The sequence below is a fragment of the Mycobacterium sp. SMC-4 genome (assembly GCF_050205565.1).
GTDB lineage: Bacteria > Actinomycetota > Actinomycetes > Mycobacteriales > Mycobacteriaceae > Mycobacterium.
The window spans coordinates 777,108-802,335 of the sequence record NZ_JBNMQU010000001.1; the positions used below are offsets into that span (position 1 = coordinate 777,108).

Annotated in this window: 19 protein-coding genes; 11 read left to right on the forward strand and 8 right to left on the reverse strand. The window is 70.0% G+C overall.

Translation table 11 applies throughout. The features are described 5' to 3' along the window. Positions 1-16 precede the first annotated feature (16 nt). Genes ACQI46_RS03810 through ACQI46_RS03820 form a run of 3 tightly spaced genes read left to right on the forward strand, consistent with a single transcriptional unit; the run spans position 17 to position 1,985 of the window. Positions 17-952: an LLM class F420-dependent oxidoreductase gene (locus tag ACQI46_RS03810; protein ID WP_427092584.1), complete on the forward strand. Its 936-nt coding sequence runs from the start codon at positions 17-19 to the stop codon at positions 950-952. 39 nt (positions 953-991) lie between these two features. Further along, a complete protein-coding gene (locus ACQI46_RS03815) occupies positions 992-1,450 on the forward strand; it encodes a hypothetical protein (RefSeq protein ID WP_427092585.1) in 459 nt (152 codons plus the stop codon). Between the two features lie 25 nt (positions 1,451-1,475). Then, complete coding sequence (locus ACQI46_RS03820) at positions 1,476-1,985, forward strand: hypothetical protein (RefSeq protein ID WP_427092586.1); 510 nt, start codon at positions 1,476-1,478, stop codon at positions 1,983-1,985. Here the strand turns inward: ACQI46_RS03820 and ACQI46_RS03825 are convergent, their stop codons facing one another. The 5 genes from ACQI46_RS03825 to ACQI46_RS03845 form a co-directional block, all read right to left on the reverse strand. Beyond that, the gene (locus ACQI46_RS03825; protein WP_427092587.1) at positions 1,986-3,785 is read right to left on the reverse strand and encodes an Hsp70 family protein; all 1,800 of its coding nucleotides are present in this window, start codon (positions 3,783-3,785) and stop codon (positions 1,986-1,988) included. Positions 3,786-3,838: 53 nt separating this feature from the next. After that, entirely contained in the window at positions 3,839-5,341 is a 1,503-nt protein-coding gene (locus ACQI46_RS03830; RefSeq protein WP_427092805.1) for a dynamin family protein, read from the reverse strand. Between the two features lie 24 nt (positions 5,342-5,365). Beyond that, on the reverse strand, positions 5,366-7,204 hold the full coding sequence (locus ACQI46_RS03835; protein ID WP_427092588.1) for a dynamin family protein: 1,839 nt from the start codon (positions 7,202-7,204) through the stop codon (positions 5,366-5,368). A 93-nt stretch (positions 7,205-7,297) separates the two neighbouring features. Beyond that, positions 7,298-8,344: an IniB N-terminal domain-containing protein gene (locus ACQI46_RS03840; protein ID WP_427092589.1), complete on the reverse strand. Its 1,047-nt coding sequence runs from the start codon at positions 8,342-8,344 to the stop codon at positions 7,298-7,300. 233 nt (positions 8,345-8,577) lie between these two features. Beyond that, positions 8,578-9,102 (reverse strand): Rv0340 family IniB-related protein, encoded by a 525-nt coding sequence (locus ACQI46_RS03845; RefSeq protein ID WP_427092590.1) that lies wholly within the window; start codon positions 9,100-9,102, stop codon positions 8,578-8,580. Positions 9,103-9,314: 212 nt separating this feature from the next. Here ACQI46_RS03845 and ACQI46_RS03850 point away from each other — a divergent pair, with 212 nt between their 5' ends. The 8 genes from ACQI46_RS03850 (at position 9,315) to ACQI46_RS03885 (ending at position 23,226) form a co-directional block, all read left to right on the forward strand. After that, positions 9,315-11,144, forward strand: a complete 1,830-nt coding sequence (locus ACQI46_RS03850) for an Hsp70 family protein (protein ID WP_427092591.1) — start codon at positions 9,315-9,317, stop codon at positions 11,142-11,144. 10 nt (positions 11,145-11,154) lie between these two features. Further along, positions 11,155-13,614 carry an isoniazid response ATPase/transcriptional regulator IniR gene (gene iniR, locus ACQI46_RS03855; protein WP_427092592.1) on the forward strand — a complete coding sequence of 820 codons (2,460 nt, stop codon included), beginning with the start codon at positions 11,155-11,157 and terminating at the stop codon, positions 13,612-13,614. A gap of 125 nt (positions 13,615-13,739) precedes the next feature. Then, entirely contained in the window at positions 13,740-16,982 is a 3,243-nt protein-coding gene (locus tag ACQI46_RS03860; RefSeq protein ID WP_427092593.1) for a (Fe-S)-binding protein, read from the forward strand. 97 nt (positions 16,983-17,079) lie between these two features. Then, positions 17,080-18,357, forward strand: coding sequence for a pyridoxal phosphate-dependent aminotransferase (locus ACQI46_RS03865; RefSeq protein WP_427092594.1), 1,278 nt, complete (start codon positions 17,080-17,082; stop codon positions 18,355-18,357). Positions 18,358-18,361: 4 nt separating this feature from the next. Beyond that, a complete protein-coding gene (locus ACQI46_RS03870; protein WP_427092595.1) occupies positions 18,362-19,579 on the forward strand; it encodes a YibE/F family protein in 1,218 nt (405 codons plus the stop codon). A 40-nt stretch (positions 19,580-19,619) separates the two neighbouring features. Next, complete coding sequence (locus ACQI46_RS03875) at positions 19,620-20,141, forward strand: 2Fe-2S iron-sulfur cluster-binding protein (protein ID WP_427092596.1); 522 nt, start codon at positions 19,620-19,622, stop codon at positions 20,139-20,141. Further along, entirely contained in the window at positions 20,138-21,130 is a 993-nt protein-coding gene (locus tag ACQI46_RS03880; protein WP_427092597.1) for an FAD binding domain-containing protein, read from the forward strand. Before ACQI46_RS03875 ends, ACQI46_RS03880 begins: the two co-directional genes overlap by 4 nt. After that, the gene (locus tag ACQI46_RS03885) at positions 21,127-23,226 is read left to right on the forward strand and encodes a xanthine dehydrogenase family protein molybdopterin-binding subunit (RefSeq protein ID WP_427092598.1); all 2,100 of its coding nucleotides are present in this window, start codon (positions 21,127-21,129) and stop codon (positions 23,224-23,226) included. Before ACQI46_RS03880 ends, ACQI46_RS03885 begins: the two co-directional genes overlap by 4 nt. Here ACQI46_RS03885 and rfbA read toward each other — a convergent pair whose 3' ends face one another. The 3 genes from rfbA to ACQI46_RS03900 are packed head-to-tail and all read right to left on the reverse strand — an operon-like array spanning position 23,227 to position 25,227. Further along, positions 23,227-24,090, reverse strand: a complete 864-nt coding sequence (gene rfbA, locus ACQI46_RS03890) for a glucose-1-phosphate thymidylyltransferase RfbA (RefSeq protein WP_427092599.1) — start codon at positions 24,088-24,090, stop codon at positions 23,227-23,229. Further along, positions 24,090-24,458 (reverse strand): nuclear transport factor 2 family protein, encoded by a 369-nt coding sequence (locus ACQI46_RS03895; protein WP_427092600.1) that lies wholly within the window; start codon positions 24,456-24,458, stop codon positions 24,090-24,092. The genes rfbA and ACQI46_RS03895 overlap by 1 nt, the downstream gene beginning before the upstream one ends. 22 nt (positions 24,459-24,480) lie before the next feature. Then, positions 24,481-25,227 carry a maleylpyruvate isomerase family mycothiol-dependent enzyme gene (locus tag ACQI46_RS03900; protein ID WP_427092601.1) on the reverse strand — a complete coding sequence of 249 codons (747 nt, stop codon included), beginning with the start codon at positions 25,225-25,227 and terminating at the stop codon, positions 24,481-24,483. Position 25,228 lies beyond the last annotated feature (1 nt).

A 25,228-nucleotide genomic window follows, 5' to 3' on the forward strand; every position in this document is an offset into this window, starting at 1 on the left:
TCGGAGGACTGACCAGATGGTGGATTTCCGCGTTTTCGTCGAACCCCAGCAGGGCGGCACCTACGCCGATCAGCTCGCGGTCGCCCGGACCGCCGAGAGCGCCGGCTACTCGGCGTTCTTCCGCTCGGACCACTACCTGGCGATGAGCGGCGACGGTCTGCCCGGCCCCACCGACTCATGGGTGACCCTCGCCGGCATCGCCCGGGAAACCTCGACCATCCGGCTGGGCACCATGGTCACCTCGGCCACGTTCCGGCATCCCGGGCCGTTGGCGATCTCGGTGGCCCAGGTCGACGAGATGAGCGGCGGGCGCGTGGAATTCGGGCTCGGCGCCGGCTGGTTCGAAGCCGAGCACCAGGCCTACGCGATCCCGTTCCCGCCGCTACGGGAGCGGTTCGACCGCTTGACCGAGCAGCTGGAGATCATCACCGGCCTGTGGACGACACCCTCGGGTGAGAAATTCGACTACCGCGGGGAGCACTACACCGTCACCGACTCCCCCGGACTGCCCAAACCGCTGCAGTCTCCGCATCCGCCGATCATCATCGGCGGTGGCGGCGCGAAGCGGACGCCGGCGCTGGCGGCCCAGTTCGCTGCGGAGTTCAACATCCCGTTCGTCGACCTCGACACGCTGACCACCCAGTTCGGGCGGGTGGCCGCGGCAGTCGAGAAGGCCGGGCGGCCCGCGGATTCCCTGACCTACTCGGCGGCGTTCGTGCTGTGCGCCGGCCGCGACGACGACGAGGTCGCCCGACGCGCGGCCGCGATCGGACGTGAGGTCGACGAGCTGCGGTCGAATTCCCCGGTCGTCGGCACCCCGGCCGAGATCGTCGACAAGCTCGGCCCGTTCCTGCAAGCCGGTGTGCAACGGATCTATCTGCAGGTTCTCGACATGTCCGACCTCGAGCACGTCGAGTTCTTCGCCGAGCAGGTGCTCCCACAGCTCCGCTGAGCGCGCCGCGGTCGAGTGCCGCAGCTACTATCGGCAGCCGTGGCCAGCCGGGAGCGTGACGACGACGGACAGCAACCCGTCGCGTGGCACAACCGCACATCGACATTGCTGGGCGTCAGTGTCGCCGCGTTGGCGGCGATCGCAGTGGTGGTCTCCGCAGTGATGTACGTGACCCGTCAGTCCGAGCCGACCCAGACACCGATGTACTTCACCGAGACCAGCCGCTCCGCCACGCCGAGCAAGACGTCCCGGTCGACGTCGCGCACCCCGACGTCCTCGAGCGTCACCAGCACCAGTCCCCCCGCGACCACCGACATCGACCCGGCACTGCCCACCACGACGTCGGAATCGGAGACGACCTCGACCACCACGCCGCGGACGCGGGCTCCGCGAACACGCGAAGACGACGAGGATGCCGAAGAGTCCGAGGACACAACCACGACGACGCGCAATCGGCCACGACTCAACGTGACACGCACAGCGTCACCGGGTCAGTAGGGTCCAGCGCCTACTATCGGGATCCGTGGCCCGCTACGGAGACGACGACCAGAACTACTACCGCGACGACGACCCGACTCAGATGAGCGAGTACGCCTACGGGGACTACGGTGAACCGGTCGCATCCGAGGTGGCCCCGACTCCCTGGTACCGCAAACCGGTCGCACTGGTGGCATTCGGCGCGGTGGGCGCGGTGCTGATCGCGCTGGTGGTCTATGGACTGGCCAAGGCCATCACCGGCGATTCGACGTCGGAGACCACGACGACGACGTCGTTGACCCCGGTGACCACGACGCCCGCCCCCGCCGTCGCGCCGCCGGCCACGGTGACCGAAACCTCCCCGCCGGCCGCGACCACCACGACCACCGACCCGGTGACCACGACGACCACAGCGCCGACCACCACAACGACCACCACGACCACTCCGTCGCCGACCACCACGGTCGAGACGAGCACCAGCACGAGCGTGGTGACGCAGACCGAAACCGAGACGCAGACCGTGACGGAGACCCCGCCGCCCGCCGAGGAGCCCTGATCAGCAGGGCGCTTCGGGTAGCGCGACGCACTCGCTGACCGGCGCGGGTTCCGGTTCGGCGGTCGCGGTGGCCGCCGGCGTCGGTTCGGCGGTCGGCTCGGGCGTCGGTTCCGGTGTCGGTTCCGGTGTCGGTTCGACAGTCGGGGTCGGCGCCGACGTCGGACTGGGCGTCGGAGACTGGGTGGGAGTCGGACTCGGCGACGAGGTGGGCGCCGGGGCCTGGGTCGGCGACGGCTTCGGAGTGGATGTCGGCGCCGGAGTCGATGTCGGAGTCGGTTTCGGCGCGGAGGTAGTCGTCGGGGCAGGGGCCACCGGGACCACGACCACCGGCACCGGAGCAGGAGCAGGAGCCGGCGCAGGAGCCGGAACTGGCGCGGGCGCAGGGCCGGGCGCTGCTGGAACTGGCTGCGGCGCAGCTTGTTTCGCGATCACCTGAGGCTGCGGTGCCGCAGCCGCCACTGGGACCGGCCGGGGATCCGGGGCCGCGACCGTCTCGGTGACCGTCTGCGGCGCCGGTGCGACGGGCACTTCCGCGGGTTGCGTGACAACCGGTGCCTCGATCTTCGCGGTCCCGGCAGCCACACCGTCGATGGGTTCGGCCTGCGAGGTCAACACCAGACCGGTCGCCGCGAGAGCGGCCAGGCATGCCGCACCGGCGAACAGCACACCTGGCCGGCGATACCAGGCCAAGGGCGCCAAATCCGGTTCGACAGAGTCTGATTCGTCGAAGTACACCGCCGGCCGCGCATAGGCGGTGTCGTCGATCGCAGGCCCGTCGGTACCGACGATCTCGTCCGACCACGCCAGCGGCGGCGCCGCCATCGTGTCGTCGGACGCGGACGTCGGCGCCAGGACGGTCGGCGGCTCCTGTGCGAGCGCGCGGCGGGCGATCAGTTCGGCACCGGCGGCCGCGACGACCTGAGCCGCGGGGACCGTGACCACCGGCGCGCGCACCGCTTGTGAGAGCCGTTCCGTCACAAGGGGAATGCGCGCACCGCCACCCACGGTTGCGAGCGCGCACACCTGCGCCGGGGCGATCCCGTTGCGGGACAGCGCATCCTGCAGCAGGGCGACGAAGCGGTCCAGCGGGCCGGCGATCAGCGACTCGAGTTCGGCGCGGGTCACCCGGGTCGTCGTCCCGGCCGCGAACACGCTCGTCGCGGTCTGGCCGGACAGTCGTTCCTTGGCGGCGCGGCACCGGCCCCGCAGGTCGACCAGCGACGCGACCTCCGCGGTCGCCGCCGGGTCCCGGTCCAGCCCGGACAGCACGTGCCGCAGCAGCGCCTGGTCGATCAGGTCGCCGGAGAACTCGGCATCGCGCAGCGTCGGGCCCATGACCGCGAGCCCGCGGGCGGCGTCGACCAGCGTGATGCTGCTGCCGGTCGCGCCGAAGTCGCACAACACCACCACGCCCTGACCGGGCAGACCGGGATTGCACTGCAGCGCAGTCACCGCCGCGACCGCGTCGGACACCACCGCCAGGTGCGGGGCGCGCGACCGCAACGCGGCCACCGCCGCCCCCGACCAGTGCGCCGGCACTGCGACCGTCACGCTGTCCGGGCGACGCTGCGGGCAGGCGGCCCGCGTCAGCACCTCCAGTCCCGCCGCGGCGAGCTCGTCGGCGCGGTGCATCGAGCCATCGGCGGCCACCAGCGGAACCGGGTCCCCGACCCGTTCGACGAATCCGTTGACCGTCAGGCCCGGCCTGAGCGTCACCTCCGCGGGGCGCACGGTCGGCCGGCCGTCGGCGACGGCCACCAGACTGGCTGCGCCCAGCGAGAGGCCCAGAGAAGCGCGCATACCTCTATGTCGCCGGGCGGACCCGAAACGTTAAACCGGGCCCTGCCGGTGGGTCACATCGGGTCGTGCCCGCTGCGGGCGTAGTCGGCGACCAGGGCCTCCGCACTGCGGACCGCGGCGCGGCACGCCCGCGCGGTGAACGGATCGTTGAGCGGATGGTCCGCGCGACGGCGCCAGCGCTGAGCGGCGGCGAACGCGGCCCGCGGCCCGTCGGACAACGCGTCGGGACGCAGCCCGAGGCGGCTGGCCGCGTCGGTACCCGAGCCCCCGATGAGCCTCCGCAGCGACGCCATCTCGTCGTCATTGAGCGTTGTCGGCCGTGATCGGAGCTGGCTGAGCAGGCGCAGTTCCTCGAACGCGTGCGTGTCGGCCAGTAGCGGCTCGACGTCGGCGAGGATGCGGGGCGTCGCGTGGATCGGGTTCTGCTGCACGAACTGGCGCAGCGCCAACAGCGCGGTGTGGGCTTTCAGCAGATCCGAACGCTGCGCGAAGTGCTGGTCGATGACTTCGCGCAGTGCCACCAGCCCGCTGCGCTCGAGCAGTTCGTCGGCCAGCGCGACCGAATCCGAGACGCCCGCACGCAACAGGGCGATCGAGATGCGGATCCCGAACACGCCGAACCGGTCCAGCAGGGCGGCACGGGTGGCCGCGTCGACCGGCAGGGCGGCGTCTTCGCGCACGAACCGGTCCACCGACAGCATCGCTTTGGCCAGTTCGGCGGCGTCGACCCCGGCGAGCCGCTCCAGGGCCACGAACTCGCTCTGCCGCAGCGTGCGGGCGGTGAAGGCGAGCAGCCCCGACACCGGCACGACAGCCTGACAGATGCCGGTGCGCTCCATCTCGGCGGTGAACCGCTGCGCGACGTCCTGGGCCGACATCATCGCGTCGATCCGGCCTGCGCCGATCTCGTCGGCCCGCGATGCCACCCCGATCACCCCCAGCGCGCCGGTCGCGCCACCGACCAGCTCCCCGATCTGTTTGAGCAGCGCGATGTCGGCGGCGTTGAGGGTGCGCAGCAGGAACACCACCGCGTCCACGCGGGGAACGCCGTCGTCGGGCACCAGCAGCTGCAGAGTCCGCGCCGAGACGTCGCGGGACAGCGACGACGTGCCCGGGGTGTCGATGATCGTGGTGTCGGCGAGTTCGGCTGCGGGCCACTCGACGTCGAGGTCCACGACGTCGTCGGGGTTCAGGGTCGCGAAGTCGAACGTCAGCCCGCCTGAGTGCGGGTCGCGTGTGATGGGCACGTTGGACCGTCGCCCGCCGCGGTGGTTGGCCGTGACTTTCGGGGTCGGTCCGCGGCGGAACCAGGTCACGATGCGGGTGGCCTCGGTGGCGTCGGTGGGTGCGATGTTCTCCCCGACCAGCGCGTTGACCAACGTCGACTTGCCCGCCTTGAGAGTGCCGGCCAACGCGATGCGGATCGGCTCGTTGAGGCGGCGGCCGATGCGTTCGAGCTCGTGGTGCACGTCGGGACGCGCAGCGTAGGCGGGGTCGGCGCGGTAGGCGGCGGCGGTGCCGCCGAGGATCGCGCGCACTCGGTCGCTGGTGCTCAGGGTGGGGACCCCCTGGGTCGGGGACTACTGACCCGTCGAGCTTAGTGACGGGGCCGCCCCGGCATGGTCGAGAACCTGCCGCAGGATGTTGCGCTGCCGGTCGAGTTCCTTGATCCGCGCGTTGTGCTCGGTCTCCTCGAGCTTGGCGGCGGCCAGCGCGGCCTGCAGCGATTCGTTGAGCGAGCGGGACGTCTGATCGGCGATGCCGCGGTAGTGGTCGCGCAGTTGCCGCTGGATCCCCTTGAGCCGGTCGCGGGACTCCTTGCTGACGGTGAACGCGACGTCGTCGACGAATCTGCGGACGTTGGCCTTGGCTTCGTTGCGCACCCGCAGCATCCGGTTCTCCATGTCTTCCTGATAAGCCTTGCGGCCCAGGATGAATCCGGCGCCCAGCGACACCGGGTTGAACATGCCCAGTCCCGCGAACGACGTCAGCATGCCGAACATCAGCACGCCGCCGTAGGAGCCGCGCATTCCGGTGACGATCTTGTGGCCGAGCTTGAGCGGTTTGGCGTCCAGGTGCGACACCGCCCGGAATTCGCCGAGGTCGGCGCCCATCTCGCGGGCGTCGAGCGTGGGCGCCCGCACGGCGTCGATCCCCGCTTCGTGGAACGTGCGGGCCACTTCCGCGGCGAGGGCTTCGGCGCGTTGGTACGCCCACACGAAGTTGTCGCCGACCGCGGTGGCGATCGCATCCTCGAGCTCGGCGGCGATCTCGGCCCAGTGCAGCGTGGGATCGCCGGTGTCGATGACCTGCTCGGTGTGAAAAGTGATGGTGCGAAAGCGTTGTCGCAGGTCGTGGTCGACGTCGGCGGTCAGGTCGGCGATGCCGTCACTGAGCACCTGCTGCCACAGTGCGGTCTGTTGCAGCGCCTCCTGGGCGTCGCGCTTGCGGCGCTCGAGCTCCGCGGTCAACCGTTCCCGGGTGCGCGGGTCGGTCAGTGCCGAGTGTTCGGAATCGACGGAGAGCCTCAGATGCTCTGCCGCAGTGCGGATCTCACCCAGCACGAACTCGGCCACCCGGTCCTTCTGCCGGGTCAGGACCTGCTCGGAGAGGAACCGCACCACGGCCGGGAAGTTGGATTCCTCGTTGAGTTCCTTGTCGTTGTGCGCGACCGCATGCGCGCGCAGCGTCGAGGACGCGGCGATGACGGGCACGTCGATGCCGTTGCGGCGCAGGTGGGCGGTGTTGGCGTCGACGATCCGACGCCACTGCGGGTACAGGTCGGTTTTGGTGGCGACGATCGCGGCCACCGGGCAGATCTCCAGAGCCTGCCGCAGGAAGGTCATTTCGGGTTCGGTGAACTCAGCGCTGGTGTCGCTGATCATCAGCATGGCGTCGGCGTCGGGCAACAAGCCCAGGGTCGCCGACAGGTGCGGTTGCCCGTGTCCGCCGACGCCGGGGGTGTCGACGAACGCCAGCCCGCCTTTGAGCAGCGGGCTCGGGGCGGTCACCTCGACGCGCAGCACCTCGCGGCCGCCGGCCTGCGGGGCGCGGCGCAGGTCACTGCCCAGATCGGTCACCGGGATGTCGACGAGTTCGGGTTCCTGCCCGTCGGGGCGCGCGACCACCAGACGCGCGCAGGGTTGCTCTCCGTAGGACACCACGGTCGCCAGCACCGTTGATTCGTCGTCGCCGACGCGGGCCACCGGCATGTTGAGCAGCGAGTTGAGCAGCATGCTCTTGCCCTGTTTGAGCTGGCCGGCGATCACCACCCGGATCTGCGGATCGTCGAGGCGCTGCCGGGCACGCGCGAGCCGCGCCACCAGGTCGCTGCGCGACTGGGCTTCGGCGATGGCGCGGGTGTGGTCGATCAGCTCGACGAGCGCGCGCGGGGTGCGCTGGTCGTGGGCCTGTGTCATCGGTGTCGCCTCCGGCGTCGGGTGCTTCAACGGTAGGCGCGCCGACTGGCGGGGACCATGACGATCCCCGCCAGTGGCGTGCGGTGGTGTCGATCAGAACGCGTCGAGTCCGGCCAGGGCCGCGTTGTTCGACGCGATGTCGGTGTCGAACCCGGTCTCGACACCGGTGCTGTTGCCCGAGAACAGATCCGTCTCGGTCACGTTGCCGGAGCCGATGTTGGACTCGAAGGTCGACGAGTTGTCCTCCACCACGGTGTTCGTCTCGGACGAGATGTCGGTCTCCACCTCGGTGCGCACCGAGTTGTCCTCGACGTTGCGGCTGCCTCCGTTGTTGCTGCCGTAGTCGCCGTCGATGCGCGTCCCGGTGTTGACGTCGGTGTCGGTGATGACGATGCCGCCGCCGTTGCCGCCGGAACCACCGACCGCGTCGCCGCTGCCGATGCCGATCAGGCTTCCGCCGCCGTCGGCGCTGCCGCCGTTGCCGCCGCTGGTGTCGACGTCGTTGAGGACGGGTGCCTCGTTGTCGGTGATCAGGTCACCGCCGGCGGTCTTGGAGTTGTCCTCGACCTCGTTGTCCTTGCCGACGACGACGTTGGAGCCGGAGCCGGCCAGGATGTCGCCGTTGTTCATGGTGTTGCCGTCGCCGAGCACCGCGCCGTCACCGCTGACGATGTCGCCGTCGCTGTCCCCGTCGACGACCACCGCACCGTTGGTGGCGGTGTTGCTGGTCTTGTCGCCAAAGGTGATGTCACCGAACCCGAGGTTGAAGCCGCCGTTCTGCGCGTTGGCGCCGGCGTCCTGGACCGGGCTGGCGACCGGCACGTTGTTGCCGCTGAGCAGGTCGGTGTTGGTCTCCGGGGCAAACGTCGGCGCCCACGAGGTCTGCGGCGAGAACGGCGAGGCGAAGTTCGACGCCAGCTGGTGATGGTCGGCGACCGCCCGCTGCAGCCCCACGATCGGGTCGCCGCCGCCGAGCGCGTAGCCGGCCGGGGCGGCGGTGGCGGCCACGGAAGCGAGCTGCGCGGCGGTGACGTTCGGCAGGCCGGCGTCACGCAGCGCGCCGTCCGGATCGGCGACGAAGGACGTCGCGGCCGCGGGGCTGCGGAACAGGTCGAGGATGAAGTCGATGAGAGTCTGCATGGCAGTTCCTTTCTGGTCCCGCCGGCTGTCTCCGGCGATCTGCAGACCACGGTATGGAGTTCGCGACGGCGCGAAAACGGGGTTGGGGCCTATCCCCGCATGGCCCCACCTAGGGGTTGCCCACGCCTGCCGTTAGGGGGATAGGGGAAATCCCGGGGGCGCGAGTTCTCCCAGCTGACAGCACAAAAACACCCGCACGGAGGCTTCCGTGCGGGTGTGCGACAGGCGAGGGATCAGTCGAAGACGTCGAACGACGATGCCTGGTCGGTGTAGTCGGGGAGGTCGTCGGCACCCCGCGTGGGCAACACGTCGTCGAGCACCCCGGGATCTGCGGAGGCCACCTCGTCGACCAGCGGTTCCGGCGAGTACACCGCGACATCCACGTCGTCGAGCCCGGTACGGGCCGGCACGTCCGGCTCCATGTCGAACGCGTCGACGCCGATCCGTTCCGCCAGGGGCGCGCCGAGCGGATCCGGCAACTGTTCGTCGAAGGCGCCGAAAGCCTCGAAAGCCCCGGCCGCGGCTCCGCTGGCCCACACATTGCCGGCCGGTGCCGCGCCGAATCCCTCCCATCCGGACGTCGACGGGTTCACCGACAGCGACTCCGACACCACCGGGATCAGGTTGTCGACGTCCGCGCTGGTCACGCCGTCCAGTTGGGCCGCGGCAAGGGTGCCGGCAGGGTCGGCGGCATACCGGGACGCCGCCTCGGGGTCGCGGACCAGCGACATCACGAAGTCGAGCAGTGAGTTCGCCATGGTCGTCGGTCGCCTCTCGGTGCAGAGTCGGATGTGCTTGTCGTCGATCGTATTGACCCGGCCGCCGTTGCGGATCGGTGCGCAGCCCACCACCGATGCAGAGGCATTAGGGGGTTGCCCTATAGGGGATTCGCCACGCTAGGGGCATATCCGGCGTCGTGACGGAGGCAGCCGCTATCGTGGTCCACGGCCCAGACACGAGAGGCGTCGTCATGACCGAACCTTTGGGGTTGTCGATCGGGACGACCAACCTGGTAGCGGCCCGCGTGGGTCGGCCACCGGTGACCCGGCGATCAATTCTGCACCTGTACGCCGACCGGGTGCCCGAGGTCGGTGACCGCACGCAGCTGCCCGACGCCGACGGCTCCGGAGTCACGCTGACCGGCTTTGTCGAGCGCGTCGGTGACCCCGTTCCCCTGGTCGCGACCGACGGATCGGCCCACCGCGCCGAACAGCTGCTCGCCGAGGCACTGTCGGCCATGGCGCGCACCGTCGACGGCGGATCCCCGGTGGCTGTGGCCGTGCCGTCGCATTGGGGACCGGCGACGGTCGGTGCCCTGCGCGGCGCACTGCGCACCCGGCCGGACCTGTCCCCCGACGGCGTGCCCGCCGCATTGATCCCTGACTCGACCGCAGCCCTGGCAGCACTACAGGCCGCACCGGGCCTGCCCGGCGACGGCGTGGTGGTACTCGTCGATCTCGGCGGCAGCGGCACCAGCATCTCCCTTGCCGACGCCGGCGCCAATCTCGACGCCGTCGGCCAGACCGTGCGCTATTCCGAGTTCTCCGGCGAGGCCGTCGACCGGGCCCTGCTCGACCACGTCTTGACCGGCATCAGCGACCCCGCGACGGCCGACACCGCCGGCACGGCCGCGGTCGGGCCGCTGCTGCGGTTGCGCGACCAGTGCCGTGAGGCCAAGGAGAAGCTCTCCGCGGAGACCGTCACGGTCGTCGCCGCCGATCTGCCCGGCTTCCGCTCCGACGTCCGGGTCACCCGGCCCGAGCTCGAGCAGCTGATCGCCGAACCGCTGGCCGGGCTGCTCACCACGATCGAAGACACGTTGCAGCGCAACAACATCGCGCCCGCACAGGTCTCGGCCATAGCGACGGTGGGTGGCGGAGCCGGCATTCCGCTGGTCACCCAACGGCTCTCGGAGCGACTGCGCGCACCGGTGGTCACCACCCCGGAATCGCACCTCAACATCGCCGCGGGCGCCGCGCTGGTGGCCAACCGGAGCATCGAGGCGGACGCCGCGACCGGCCTGGCACCGGCGGCGGACATCCCGACGGCGATGGCTCCCGCCGCGTGGGCCGCAGGCGCCGCGGGGCTGGCGGCCGGCGCGACCGCCGACGACGGCGCGGCCTCGGCGACCTTCCGCGCGCTGGCGTGGTCGCAGGACGACGACGCGGCTGACGGGGTGGTGCCGTACACCGGGGACGACTACACCTCGGCGGGCGCCTATGCCGATGCGAGCGCCACCGGCGCCCGTCCACCTGTCGCGTTCGCCGGGGACGAGGGCTACCCCGACGAGCCGGCCCCGCTGCCCTGGTACAAGCGGCCCACCGTGCTGTTCGGCGCGGCCGCGGCGGCGGCGCTGCTCGCGATGGGCGGCCTGGCGGTGACATTGACCAGCTCGGACGCCGACCAGACGCCCGTCACCGAGACCGCCACTCCGACCCCGCCGAACGACGAACCCGCGCCGCTTCCGCCGCCGGTGACCACCGTGACCGTCGGCCCGGACGGGGTTGCCACCACGACGGTGAGCCAACCCCCGCCACCGCCTCCGCCGACGACCACAGATCCGGTCACGACCACCACCACGACGTCGCCGACCACCACTACGACGACCACGACCACAACGACGACGACCACCACGCCGCCGACCACCACCACGACGCGGCCCACGACGACGCGGCCCACCACCACGCAGCCGCCACCGACGACGACGGTCCCACCGCCCACCACGACCGCCGCGCCGCCGCCGACGGTCGACCCGCCCGACCCGGTGATCACCACGATCGTTCCCGACGACGGCGCCTGATCCTGCGACGATGACGAGTCCGGCGCGGCCGACGGCTCTTCCTCCGGCGTCGCGGGAAGCCGTCGCCGCCGTGGAGGCCGATCCGCAGGGCGTCGTCAAGCTGCTGGTCACCGGCGGTTTCGGTACGGGGAAGTCGACGGTGCTCGCGATGTTGCGGGCATCGTTGCGGGCCGCCGGACGCCAGGTGGTCGCGCGTCCGACCAACAGCGGGAACACCGCCGTCGTCATCGACGACGCCCACCTGCTCGACGACGTCGACCTCGATGCACTTGCGGAGTTGGCCGCCGAGCCGGCAGCGACCGTGGTCGTGGCGGCCGAGCCGCTGGCCCACCACGCGCGGCTGCGGACCGTGATGACCGCGTTGGAGCGCGAGAACCCGCCCGTCGTGCTCGGTCCGCTGCCGCCTGCGGAGGTGGGTCGGGTCGCGACCGCGGTGTTGGGCGCGCCGGCCGCTCCGGACCTGGTGCGGCTGCTGGTGTCGGCGACGGCCGGGCTGCCGTTTCTGCTTCGCGCAGCGCTCGCAGCCGCCGGGGACGGCCCGACTGCGGTCCGGCAGGCGGCTCGTTTCGGGCTGATCGACCGGCTGCGCCGCGTCGACGGACGGCTGCTGGACACGCTGCTGGTGTCGTCGCTGAGTTCGGGTCTGGGTCCCGACGACATCGCCGCGGCGCTGCAGCTGTCGCCCGATGCCGCGCTGTCGGCCGTCGATCACGGCCGCGCCAGCGGCCTGCTCGAGCCGTCTCACCCACCGGAGTTCCTGCATTCGGTGCACGACGCGATTTCGCAGCTCGTCGGCGCCGCGCGCCACCATGACGTCGAGCTCGCGCTCCTGTCCTCGCAACTCGAATTGCACACGCTCACAGACGAATTGGCGTTGCGCCTGGCCGAGCACGGCCTGCGTGACGAACGGCTTGCCGCCGCGCTGACCGGTTTCGCGGCCCGCAGTCACGGCCAACCCGGCCGGGCCGCGCGCCTGTACCGTGCCGCCGCCGACGCCGGAGCCACCGCGCCGAGCACCCACCTCGCCGATGCGCTGGCGCTGACCGGGGACACCGCGACCGCGAGCCGCCTGGCCGACGGTCTGCTGGATTCCCCGGACCCCGCGGAGCGGGCCGCCGCGGTGCGGATCGCGGCCAGCCTGGCGCTGCAGGACGGCAGCGCCGGTCAGGCCAATGAGCTGTTCACGTGGCTCGGGCCCGCACCGGATGCGGTGGTGACCGCAGCCGCGGCCCTCGCCGCACTGGCCGCCGGGGATGCCGACGCGCTGCGGGCCGCAGCGGCCGCGCCGACGGCCGGTCCGCCCACCTCGACAGCCCGGGCCGCGCGCAGCATCACCGACGGCCTGCTGCTGACCCTCGACGAGCCGTATCCGGTCGCGGTGGCCCGGCTGAGCCAGGGGCTGGTCGCCGACCACGCGCAATTCGGCGCGTTCCCCGACACGCCGGCGGCGCTGGTGGCGTTGACCGCGCTGCACGGCGGCGATCCGGTGCGCGCCCGCAGTGTTCTGGGACGGGCCGGGCACGACGCCCGGCACCGGGTTCTGCTCGGCTGGGCGCTGATGCTGGACGGTCAGCTGCAGGGGGCCGCAGCGACGGTCGGTTCCGCGCCGGATCGGCGGGATGCGTTGTGGACGGCGGCGCTGCAGACCGCGATCGCCCGCCGCAACGGCGACGCCGGCGCAATGCAGCTGCACTGGTATTCCGCGATGGAGGTGCTCGCCGAGTACTCGGTCGATCTGTTCACGCTGTTGCCGCTCGGAGAGTTGTGGGTCGCCGCAGCGCGGCTGCGCCAGGTCGACCGATTGCAACATGTGCTCGACGAGGCGTTCGCGTTGCTGACCCAGCTCGGTGACCCGATCCTGTGGGCGGTGCCTTTGCACTGGTCGGGCGTGCACGCGGGCATCCTCGCCAACTCCCCCGAGGCCGTCGCCCCGCATGGACAGGCGCTGACCGCGGCCGCGCCGCACTCGGCGTTCGCCAAGACACTGGCCACCGCGGGGCGGACGTGGCTGCGGGTGCTGGCCCACCATGTCGACCCGGGCGACGTGGCTGCGGCCGCGCGAGGGTTGGCGCAGTTCGGCCACACCTGGGACGCCACCCGGCTGGCCGGACAGGCGGCGCTGCACACGACCGACCCGCGCGTATCCCAGGCCATGCTTCAGCTCGCGCGCGACCTGAAGCAGGCGACGGCCGGCGGCGAACTGCCGCCGGACGCAGCGGTGGCCGCACCCGAGGTGGTGTCCGGCTCGCCGCGCGGGCGCGCGGTGTTGTCCGAGCGCGAGCGCGAGGTCGCCGAACTGCTTTTGCAGGGGCTGCCCTACCGCGAGATCGGCGCGCAACTCTTCATCTCGGCGAAGACGGTCGAGCACCACGTGGCGCGGATCCGCCGGCGCCTCGGAGCCGGGTCCCGAACGGAATTGCTGTCGATGCTGCGGGCCATGCTGGCCCCTTCCGGAACGCCGGACGAGTGAGTTAGGTCAGCCTTCGTAGCGCCAGTTCCCTACCGGGTGCAACTATGAGCAGGCCAAGAGCAAAAGTTACTCGCCAGTAACCAAGTCTAAGTTACCGACCGGTAACTAGAAGACCGGAGGCCCGCGTGGATACGCAGATGTTGATCAGACTCATCGTCGGTGTGCTGATGACCGCTGTCGTCGGGGCGCTCGCTGTCAAACGCGTGCTGTGGCTGACGAAACTCATCCGCTCCGGCCAACCGATGAGCGAAGGCAACAACCGCAAAGACAACCTGCGTAAACGCATCACCACACAGTTCGAAGAAGTGTTCGGGCAGACCCGCCTGCTGCGCTGGTCCATCCCGGGTATCGCGCACTTCTTCACGATGTGGGGCTTCTTCATCCTGGCGTCGGTGTATCTCGAGGCCTACGGCCTGATCTTCGACCACGACTTCCACATCCCGATCATCGGCAAGTGGGACGCGCTCGGCTTCCTGCAGGACTTCTTCGCCGTCGCGGTGCTGCTCGGCATCATCACGTTCGCGATCATCCGCGTCATGCAGGAGCCCAAGCAGCACGGCCGCGACTCCCGCTTCTACGGATCGCACACCGGCGGTGCCTGGCTGATCCTGTTCATGATCTTCAACGTCATCTGGACCTACGCCCTCGTCCGGGGCGCCGCTGCGGTCGTCGGCAACCTGCCCTACGGCAACGGCGCGTTCTTCTCCCAGTTCATGGGCTGGATCATGCGCCCGCTCGGCCACACCGCCAACGAGTGGATCGAGACCATCGCTCTGATCGGCCACATCGCGGTCATGCTGGTGTTCCTGCTGATCGTGCTGCACTCCAAGCACCTGCACATCGGTCTGGCGCCGATCAACGTCACCTTCAAGCGGATGCCCAACGGCCTGGGCCCGCTGCTGCCCGTGGAGTCCAACGGCGAGGTGGTCGACTTCGAGGATCCCGCTGAGGACGCGGTGCTGGGTCGCGGCAAGATCGAGGACTTCACCTGGAAGGGCTACCTCGACATGACGACCTGCACGGAGTGCGGTCGTTGCCAGTCGCAGTGCCCGGCCTGGAACACCGGCAAGCCGCTGTCGCCCAAGCTCGTGATCATGAACCTGCGCGATCATCTGTTCGCCAAGGCGCCCTACATCCTCGACGGCAAGGAATCGCCGCTGGAGAACACCCCCGAGGGTGGTCTCGGCGAGGAAGTTCGCGGGGAGAAGAAGAGCGAGAAGCACTCCCACGAGCACGTCCCGGAGTCGGGCTTCGAGCGCGTCCCGGCCGACTCGCCGTTGCAGGCCACCCGGCCGCTGGTCGGCACCGAGGAGCAGGGCGGTGTCATCGACCCCGACGTGCTGTGGTCCTGCACCACCTGCGGTGCGTGCGTCGAGCAGTGCCCGGTGGACATCGAGCACATCGACCACATCGTCGACATGCGCCGCTACCAGGTGATGATGGAGTCCGAGTTCCCCGGTGAGCTCGGTGTGCTGTTCAAGAACCTGGAGACCAAGGGCAACCCCTGGGGCCAGAACGCCAAGGACCGCACCAACTGGATCGACGAGGTCGACTTCGACGTCCCGGTCTACGGCAAGGACGTCGAGAGCTTCGACGGCTACGAGTACCTGTTCTGGGTCGGCTGCGCCGGCGCCTACGAGGACCGCGCCAAGAAGACCACCAAGGCCGTCGCGGAGCTGCTGGCCGCCGCCGGCGTGAAGTACCTGGTGCTCGGCGAGGGCGAGACCTGCAACGGCGACTCGGCGCGCCGCTCGGGCAACGAGTTCCTGTTCCAGCAGCTGGCCGCCCAGAACGTCGAGACGCTCAACGAGTTGTTCGAGGGTGTCGAGCGCGTCGACCGCAAGGTCGTGGTCACCTGCCCGCACTGCTTCAACACGCTGGGCCGCGAGTACCCGCAGGTGGGCGGCAACTACACGGTGCTGCACCACACCCAGCTGCTCAACCGTCTGGTGCGCGACAAGAAGCTGGTCCCGGTCAAGTCGGTGGGCGGACCGGACGTGACCTACCACGACCCCTGCTACCTGGGCCGGCACAACAAGGAGTACACCGCTCCGCGTGAGCTGATCGGCGCGTCCGGTGCGAAGCTGACCGAGATGCCGCGCCACGCCGACCGCGGCCTGTGCTGCGGCGCCGGTGGTGCCCGGATGTGGATGGAAGAACACATCGGCAAGCGCGTCAACACCGAGCGCACCGAAGAGGCCATGGACACCGCGAACACCATCGCCACCGGCTGCCCGTTCTGCCGGGTGATGATCACCGACGGTGTCGACGAGGTCTCCGCCGCACGCGAGGTGGAGAAGGCCGAGGTGCTCGACGTGGCCCAGCTGCTGCTGGGTGCGCTGGACAAGAGCGCCATCTCGCTGCCCGAAAAGGGCACGGCGGCAAAGGAAGCCGAGGAGCGCGCCGCGCGGCTGGCCGCCGAGGCGCCGGCCAAGGTCGACGAGCCCGAGGTCGAGGAGGAGGCAGCACCCGAGCCGGCGGAGGCCAAGGCCGACACCGCGACCGAGGCGAAGCCGACGACCGGACTGGGTCTGGCCGGTGGCGCCAAGCGTCCGGGTGCCAAGAAGCCCGCAACCGACGGCGAGGCCAAGCCGGCCGCGGCGCCCGCGAAGGGTCTGGGCATCGCCGGCGGCGCCAAGCGTCCGGGTGCCAAGAAGGCCGCACCGGCCGCCGAGAGCGCACCGGCTGCCGCCGAGCCCGCGAAGGCCGAGCCGGCGAAGGCGGAGCCCGAGGTCAAGGGTCTGGGTATCGCCGGCGGCGCCAAGCGTCCCGGCGCGAAGAAGAAGACCGCCGCGCCGGCCGAGGCCCCCAAGGCCGAGGCATCGGCTCCGGCCGCCGAGGCATCCGCTCCGGCCGCGGAAGCCAAGCCGGAGCCCGAGGTCAAGGGTCTGGGCATCGCTGCGGGTGCGCGTCGCCCGGGGGCGAAGAAGGCCCCGGCGAGTGGAGCCAAGACCGCGTCGCCGAATGAGGGTGCGGGCACCGTGGTGCAGCCGCCCAACGTCGATCCGGACGAAGCTGCTGCCGGCACCGAATCGGCCGACACCGCCGATTCCGACCGTGGGCTCGAGACGGCCAAGCCCGAGCCGGAAGTCAAGGGCCTCGGCATCGCGCCGGGTGCGCGTCGTCCGGGCGCCAAGAAGGGCCCCGCAAAGCCGGCCCAGCCCAAGGCTGAACCGGCCGCCGAGCCTGCTCCCGAACCGGCCGCCGAGCCGGCCTCGGAGCCTGCTGCCGAGTCCGATTCCGGGGCCGCGCCCCAGGCGGAACCCGCACCGAAGTCGTCGTCGGATGGCGACCGCGTCGTGGGAGACGAACCCCCGGTCAAGGGCCTGGGCATCGCCAGGGGTGCTCGCCGGCCGGGTCGACGGTAATCCAGCTCACCGAGAGTGCATCCACGGTCGCGATCCACGTTGATCGACGACCGTGGATGCACTCTCGCTCGTTATTTGATTGGACGGCGGTGCGATCATGGGTGACGTGAGTACCCATCAGGTGCCGTGGCAGGCGGCCAGCGGCCAGCACACGCGCCCACGCGAGTTCGCGCAGTCCTCGAAGTTGCAGGACGTGCTGTACGAGATCCGTGGTCCCGTACACGAACATGCCTCGCGGTTGGAGGCCGAAGGCCACCGCATCCTGAAGCTCAACATCGGCAACCCGGCCCCGTTCGGCTTCGAGGCGCCCGATGTGATCATGCGCGACATCATCGCCGCGCTGCCGTACGCGCAGGGTTACTCCGACTCCAAGGGCATCGTCAGCGCGCGGCGCGCGGTGTTCACCCGCTATGAATTGGTCGAGGGTTTCCCACGTTTCGACATCGACGACGTGTACCTCGGCAACGGCGCCTCCGAACTGATCCAGATGGTGCTGCAGGCGCTGCTCGACAACGGCGACCAGGTGCTCATCCCCGCGCCGGATTATCCGCTGTGGACGGCGTGCACGTCGCTGGCCGGCGGCACCCCGGTGCACTACCTGTGTGACGAGACCCAGGACTGGAATCCCGACGTTGCCGACATAGAGTCCAAGATCACCGACCGCACCAAGGCGATCGTGGTGATCAACCCGAACAACCCGACCGGCGCGGTGTACAGCCGCGAAACGTTGGAGAAGATCGCCGATCTGGCGCGCAAGCACGAGCTGCTGCTGCTGGCCGACGAGATCTACGACAAGATCCTCTACGACGACGCCGAGCACATCTCGATGGCGTCGGTCGCGCCGGACGTGTTGACGTTGACGTTCAACGGGCTGTCGAAGGCCTACCGCGTGGCCGGCTACCGGTCGGGGTGGCTGGTGATCACCGGGCCCAAGGAGCACGCGACCAGTTTCATCGAGGGCATCAGCCTGCTGGCCAACATGCGTCTGTGCCCGAATGTGCCTGCGCAGCACGCGATTCAGGTGGCGCTCGGCGGGCATCAGAGCATCGAGGATCTGGTTCTGCCGGGCGGGCGGCTGCTCGAGCAGCGCGACGTCGCGTGGGAGAAGCTCAACGAGATTCCGGGGGTGTCGTGCGTGAAGCCGCGCGGCGCGCTGTACGCCTTCCCGCGGCTGGATCCCGAGGTCTACGACATCGTCGACGACGAGCAACTGGTGCTCGATCTGCTGCTGCAGGAGAAGATCCTGGTGGTGCAGGGCACCGGCTTCAACTGGCCGACCCCGGATCACCTGCGCATCGTGACGCTGCCGTGGGCGCGGGATCTGTCCGCTGCGATCGAACGGCTGGGCAACTTCCTGGTCAGCTACCGGCAGTGAGGCCGTGGCCCACAGTCACTCCCACTCGCTGAGCGGGCCGTCTCCGCTGGGGCCGCTGGCCGCCAAGATCGTCGTCGGGCTTCTGGTGGCGTGCGGTGTCGCCGTGCTCGCCGGGGCGGCGTGGCTGTGGCCCAGCGGCCGGCAGGCCGAGATTCCGCTGCCGTTCCAGAACGCCGCCGGCGGTGCGGTGACCACCGAGGCGGGGCGGGTGCTGTCCACGACGACGGCGACCTGCGGCAGCCCGTCGGTCGGCGCGGTCCTGACCGCGGATCCGCTCCCGGCGCGCGAGGGCGCCACCGAGTGTGTGCAGACGCTGGTCGCGATCGAGTCCGGCCCGAACCAGGGCGCGCGCACTCTGTTGGAGTTCAGTGGCGGCGGTGGCCAACCGCGTTTGGTGGCCGGGGACGACGTCCGCGTCACGCGGCAGGTCGACAGCACCGGCACCACCACCTATTCGTTCTACGACTACCAGCGGACGTGGCCGCTGGTGGCGCTTGCGGCGGCTTTCGCGATCGTGGTGGTGGCGGTCGCGCGGTGGCGCGGCCTGCGCGCACTGGTCGGCATCGTGGTCGCGTTCGGGGTGCTGGTGGTGTTCCTGCTGCCGGCGCTGCGTGACGGCGCACCCGCGGTCCCGGTCGCGCTGGTGGCCTCGGCGGCCATTCTCTACGCGGTGCTGTATCTGGCGCACGGGGTGAGTCTGCGCACCAGCGCCGCGCTGCTGGGCACGCTCTCATCGCTGCTGCTGGCGGCAGGACTGTCGTGGGCGGCAATCGAATTGGCGCATCTGACCGGACTGTCGGAGGACCAAAACAACCAGGTGGCCGCGTATCTGGGGAACGTGTCGATCACCGGGTTGCTGCTGGCCGGGTTCATCATCGGCTCGCTCGGTGTGCTCAACGACGTCACGGTCACCCAGGCCTCGACGGTGTTCGAACTCGCCGAACTGGAGGGCGCGAGCCGACGGCGGGTGTTCGTCGGTGCGATGCGGGTCGGACGGGACCACATCGCCAGCACGGTGTACACGCTGGTGCTGGCCTACGCCGGCAGCGCACTGCCGCTGCTGCTGTTGTTCAGCGTCGCCAACCGCTCCCTGGGCGATGTGCTCACCAGCGAGAGCGTGGCCATCGAGATCGCGCGGTCCGCGGTCGGCGGCATCGCGTTGGCGCTGTCGGTCCCCTTGACGACGGGAATCGCCGCCGTGCTCGCGACGCCGCGGCGCTGACACGGCGTTTGGGGAGCAAGGCCCAGGGTATTCGGGCACGGTGAGCCAGCCCAATCACACGTCCGAGGTGACGTTGGCCGTCGACGGCCGATCCCACCACCTGACAGTCGACAACCGCGTCACTCTTCTCGACGCCCTCCGGGAGAAGATCGGTGTGACCGCCCCGAAGAAGGGGTGCGACCACGGCCAGTGCGGGTCCTGCACCGTCCTGGTCGACGGCCGTCGCGCCATCAGTTGCCTGACATTCGTGGTCGCGGTCGACGGCGCCGATGTCACCACCGCGTCCGGTCTCGGCGACGGAGACCATCTCCATCCGGTCGCGCAAGCGTTCCATGACGAAGACGCGTTCCAGTGCGGCTATTGCACACCCGGCCAGATCTGTTCTGCGGTAGGGATGTTGGACGAGGCCAAGTCGGGCTCGCCCAGCTTCATCGCCGATGATCTGGAGGCCTCACCGGAGCTGACGGCCGACGAGATCCGGGAACGCATGAGCGGCAATCTGTGTCGCTGCGCGGCGTATCCGAACATCGTCGCGGCGATCAGCAAGGCGGCCGGCCAGTGAAGCCGTTCGCGTACCACGTGGCCACCAGCCCCGCCGACGCGGTGGCAACCCTGACCGGACATCCCGACGCTGCTTACCTGGCGGGTGGCACCAATCTCGTCGACCACATGAAACTCGGTGTGGCGCAACCGGATCTGCTTGTCGATGTGAGCCGGCTGGACATGACCGAGGTCGAGTTGACCGACGACGGCGGGGTGCGCATCGGCGCCAACGTGCGCAACAGTGATCTCGCGGCGCACCCGGTGATCCGCTCGCATTATCCGGTCCTGGCCCGCGCACTGCTGTCCGCGGCCTCGGGACAGCTGCGCAACTCCGCCACCACGGCCGGAAACCTGTTGCAGCGCACTCGATGTGTGTACTTTCAGGACGTCACCACGCCGTGCAACAAGCGTGAACCGGGCAGCGGCTGCTCGGCGGTCGGGGGCTACGTCCGCTACCACGCGATCCTGGGGGCGTCGCCGGACTGCATCGCCGTGCACCCGTCCGACATGGCGGTCGCGATGGCCGCTCTCGACGCGGTGGTGCTCGTCGAAGGCACGGACGGACAACGACGCATCCCGATCGACGAGTTCTACCGGCTGCCGGGAGACCAACCGCATCGCGACACCGAACTGCGTCACGGTGAACTGATCACCGCGGTCGAAGTGCCCGCACCTGCCGCAGGGGTGGTGTCGGACTACCGCAAGGTGCGTGACCGCGCGTCGTTCGCGTTCGCGCTGACGTCCGTGGCCGCTGAACTCGGGTTCCGCGGTGACCAGATCGCGACCGCACGTATCGCGCTGGGCGGTATCGCGCACAAGCCGTGGCGGGCCCGCCGCGCCGAACAGGTCCTCGTCGGTGCACCGGCATCCGACGAGACGTTCCGCGCCGCCGCGGACGCCGAACTGGCCGATGCAGATCCGCAGCCCGGCAACGAATTCAAGGTCGAGCTCACCCGCCGCACGTTGATGGCGCAGCTGCGCATGCTGACCGAGCGGGGGCGGCGATGACACTGCTCGAACCCCACACCATCGGGACACCGCTGAAGCGGCGCGAGGGTCGCGCGAAGGTCACCGGTACCGCGCCGTACGCGTTCGAGCACGGCGTCGAACATCCGGTGTACGTGCATCCGGTCCAGTCGACGATCGCCCGGGGGCGGGTCACGGTGATGGACACCGCGGCGGCGCGAGAGATCGATGGCGTGCTGGACGTGCTGACGGTGTTCGACGCACCGAGCCTGGCCGACGCCTCGGACGGTGACCTGGCGATACTGCAGGACGCCGACGTGCACTACCGCGGTCAGGTGATCGGAGGAGTCGTCGCCGAGACCGCCGAATCAGCCCGCCACGCCGCATCTCTGGTCCGTCCCGAGTACAGCGTCGAGCACCACGACGTCGAGTTGCGGGCCGATCATCCCGGCCTGTACACACCGGAGTCGGTCAACCCGTCCTACCCGCCCGACACCGAGGAGGGCGACGTCGAGGCCGGGCTGGCCGCCGCCGAGTACACGGTCGATCAGACCTACGTCACGCCCCACGAACACAACAACCCGATGGAGCCGCACGCGTGCATCGCGCTGTGGGCCGAGCGCGACGGGCAGCCGGCGGTGACGCTGTACGACTCGACGCAGGGCGTGCATGCAGTCCGCAAGGAACTGGCCCCGATGCTGGGGCTGGAACCTGAGCAGTTGCGGGTCATCGCACCGCACGTCGGTGGCGGTTTCGGCTCGAAGGGCGCGCCGCACTCCCACAACGTGTTGGCACTGCTGGCCGCGCAACGTAACCCGGGCCGTCCGGTCAAGCTCGCGGTCACCCGCCAGCAGATGTTCTCGCTGACCGGCTACCGGACGCCGACCATCCAGCGGGTGCGGCTGGGCGCCGACCGGGACGGCCGACTGACCGCGTTGGTGCACGAGGCGATCAGCCAGACCTCTTCGGTCAAGGAGTTCGCCGAGCAGACCGCGGTGACGTCGCGCAAGATGTACGCCGCGCCGAACCGACGGACCGCCCACCGGCTGGCCACCCTGGATGTTCCGGTGCCGTTCTGGATGCGCGCCCCGGGGGAATGTCCGGGCACCTACGCGGCCGAGGTCGCGATGGACGAGCTGGCGGTGGCGGCCGGCATCGATCCGATCGAGTTGCGGGTCCGCAACGATCCCGAGGTCGATCCGGAATCGGGCAAGCCGTGGTCGGGTCGCCACCTGGTGGAGTGTCTGCGACTGGGTGCCGAGCGTTTCGGCTGGGCGCAGCGCGATCCGCGACCGGGTGCGCGAGAGCAGGGCGAGTGGCTCGTCGGCACGGGGGTGGCGTCGGCGACGTACCCGGGCATGGCGATGCCTGGCAACGCCGCGCGCATCACCTACAGCGCCGAAGGCCGATACACGGTTCAGATCGGCGCGGCCGACATCGGGACCGGGACGTGGACGGCGCTGACGCAGATCGCCGCCGACGCGCTCGGATGCGCGGTGACCGCGGTGGACCTGCAGATCGGTGACACCGACCTGCCTGACGCCTCGGTGGAGGGCGGCTCCTCGGGCATTGCGTCGTGGGGTTCGGCGATCGTCGCAGCGGTGCGCCAGTTCCGCGCCGACCACGGGGACCCTCCCGCGGTCGGGGCGAGCACGCTGGCCAAGGCTCCCGATCCCGAGACCGACGATGTCACCGTGCAGTCGTTCGGTGCGCACTTCGTCGAGGCGCACGTGAATCGCTTCACCGGCGAGGTCCGTGTCCCGCGGATGCTGGGCGTGTTCTCCATCGGCCGGGCGATCAACCCGCGCACGCTGCGGTCGCAGCTGATCGGGGGCATGACGATGGGCTTGTCGATGGCGCTGCACGAGGACGGTGTCCGCGACCCCCGCTTCGGTCACGTGGTGACTCAGGATCTGGCGACCTACCACATCAGCGCGCACGCCGATGTGGCTGACATCGACGCGATCTGGCTGGACGAAGCCGACGAACACTTCAACCCGATGGGTTCGCGTGGCGCCGGCGAGATCGGGATCGTCGGCGCCGCCGCCGCGGTCGTCAACGCCGTCTACCACGCCACCGGGGTGCGGGTACGAGAACTGCCGGTCACACTCGACAAGGTGCTCGCCGGGCTGAAATGACTAGCGCTGCAACAGTTCCAGCAGGTACGCGCCGTAGCCGGATTTCACCAGGGTCTGCGCCCGCGCCGCGAGTTGCTCGTCGTCGATGAAGCCGACGCGCCACGCAGCTTCCTCGGGCACGCTGATCTTGAGGCCCTGCCGGCGTTCGATGGTGCGGACGAAATCGCTGGCGTCCAACAGGGAATCGAACGTCCCGGTGTCCAGCCACGCGGTGCCGCGGGCGAGTACCTCGACGCGCAGCCTGCCCTGGTTCAGGTAGGTCTGGTTGATCTCGGTGATCTCGTACTCCCCACGTGCGGACTTGCGCAGTGACCGCGCGATCTCGACGACGTCGTTGTCGTAGAAGTACAGGCCCGGCACGGCGTAGTGCGATTTCGGGGTGACCGGCTTCTCCTCGAGCGACAGCGCCGTGCCGTCGTCGGCGAACTCCACCACCCCATAGGCGCTCGGATCGGCCACCCAGTACGCGAAAATCGCGCCGCCACTGACGTTTTGAAACCGCGACAGACTGGTGCCCAACCCGGGGCCGTAGAAGACGTTGTCGCCCAGCACCAGTGCCACCGAATCGTTTCCGATGTGGTCCGCGCCGATGACGAACGCCTGAGCCAGTCCTTCGGGTTCGGGCTGCACCGCGTAACTCAGGTCGATCCCGAACGCCGAGCCGTCGCCGAGCAGCCGGTGGAACGCGCCGGCCTCGTGAGCGGTGGTGATCACCTGGATGTCGCGAATCCCCGCCATGATCAGCGTGGACAGCGGGTAGTAGATCAGCGGCTTGTCGTACACCGGCAGCAGCTGCTTGCTGGTCCCCATCGTGATGGGATACAGCCGAGTGCCCGATCCGCCGGCCAGGATGATTCCGCGCATCAGCCGGTCAGGTCGTCCTCGGTCAGCGCGGTCGCCGCGAGCGCATCGTCCAGGGTGGCGTGCCGGAACACCGACGTGACGTGGTCGCGCACCACGCGGAACGCCGAAGCGGCCGAACCGGTCTCCCCGGTGACCGAGGTGATCCGCTGCTCGACGACGACCACGCCGTCTCGCACGTAGGTGCGGCCGGGTTCGATGGTGCCGTCGACCGACCGAGCCCAGTCCTGCAGTGCCGCGTGCCCCTGCGCGGCGCCGTGCGCATCGCCGATCTCGATGTCGGGGCTCGACAGGCGCAGCAGCGTGTCGGTGTCGCCCGCGTTGAGCGCGTCATGCCAGGCAAGAACGGTGGCCATCTCCGATGTGGTCATGATCGCGAAGGTACTGGACACCTCAGAACGGGGTGCGTTCGAGCCAGCCGTCCCACACCGCTTCGTCACCGAACAGCTCCAGGCCGCTGTCGGCGATCGACTTGCGGCGCACGGTCGCCAGCAGAAGTTCTTTCGCGGGGCCGCGCAGCGCAACGCTGCCCTTGCCGTGGTTGTGCGACCACCAGACGCCGTCGTCGTCACAGACGATGGTCCACTCGCCCGTCGGCCCCAGCTGGTCGTCGGTGGCGTGCAGGTGGATGGACTCTCCGCGGTTCAGCGCCGGCGGGTGGCGACGGTCCACGCAGGCCAGCTCGATCCATTCGGACAGACAGTCGGCCGCCAGATCTGCATCCAGGGCGAAGTCCACGCCCAGCGCCTGTGCGGCGTCGGCTCGGTGCACGGCGGTCTCGTGCAGTCGGCGGCGCAGCCACCACCCGGCGGGCCGGGGACCGACGAACGTCCACACCCGGGTCTCGCTGCTGGTGTGGTCGACGGCGTCGATGACCAACTGTGCGCCCTGCTGCAGCCACGCGATGGCGCCGTCGAGGTCGTCTGGCGGTCGGCCGTCGAGCACGTCGCGCGGGTCCAACGGTTCGTTGCGGCGTTGCGTGATGATCTGTGCGGCCCAGCGGTTTCCGCGCCCCACGTGCCGGAACAGCTGTTTGAGGTTCCACTCGCCGCAGGTCGGCACGGGCGTGGCGGGGTCTCCGGACCGGATCAGGTCACCGAAGGCTCGAGTCTGCTCGAGCAGGGCTGCTCGGAAGTCCACG

Coding starts and splice junctions, on each gene's coding strand:
- ACQI46_RS03810 (WP_427092584.1), top strand. CDS start 17: ATGGTGGATTTCCGCGTTTTCGTCGAACCCCAGCAGGGCGGCACCTAC.
- ACQI46_RS03825 (WP_427092587.1), bottom strand. CDS start 3,785: ATGCGCGCTTCTCTGGGCCTCTCGCTGGGCGCAGCCAGTCTGGTGGCC.
- ACQI46_RS03835 (WP_427092588.1), bottom strand. CDS start 7,204: ATGACACAGGCCCACGACCAGCGCACCCCGCGCGCGCTCGTCGAGCTG.
- ACQI46_RS03840 (WP_427092589.1), bottom strand. CDS start 8,344: ATGCAGACTCTCATCGACTTCATCCTCGACCTGTTCCGCAGCCCCGCG.
- ACQI46_RS03845 (WP_427092590.1), bottom strand. CDS start 9,102: ATGGCGAACTCACTGCTCGACTTCGTGATGTCGCTGGTCCGCGACCCC.
- ACQI46_RS03850 (WP_427092591.1), top strand. CDS start 9,315: ATGACCGAACCTTTGGGGTTGTCGATCGGGACGACCAACCTGGTAGCG.
- iniR (WP_427092592.1), top strand. CDS start 11,155: ATGACGAGTCCGGCGCGGCCGACGGCTCTTCCTCCGGCGTCGCGGGAA.
- ACQI46_RS03865 (WP_427092594.1), top strand. CDS start 17,080: ATGGGTGACGTGAGTACCCATCAGGTGCCGTGGCAGGCGGCCAGCGGC.
- ACQI46_RS03885 (WP_427092598.1), top strand. CDS start 21,127: ATGACACTGCTCGAACCCCACACCATCGGGACACCGCTGAAGCGGCGC.
- rfbA (WP_427092599.1), bottom strand. CDS start 24,090: ATGCGCGGAATCATCCTGGCCGGCGGATCGGGCACTCGGCTGTATCCC.
- ACQI46_RS03895 (WP_427092600.1), bottom strand. CDS start 24,458: ATGACCACATCGGAGATGGCCACCGTTCTTGCCTGGCATGACGCGCTC.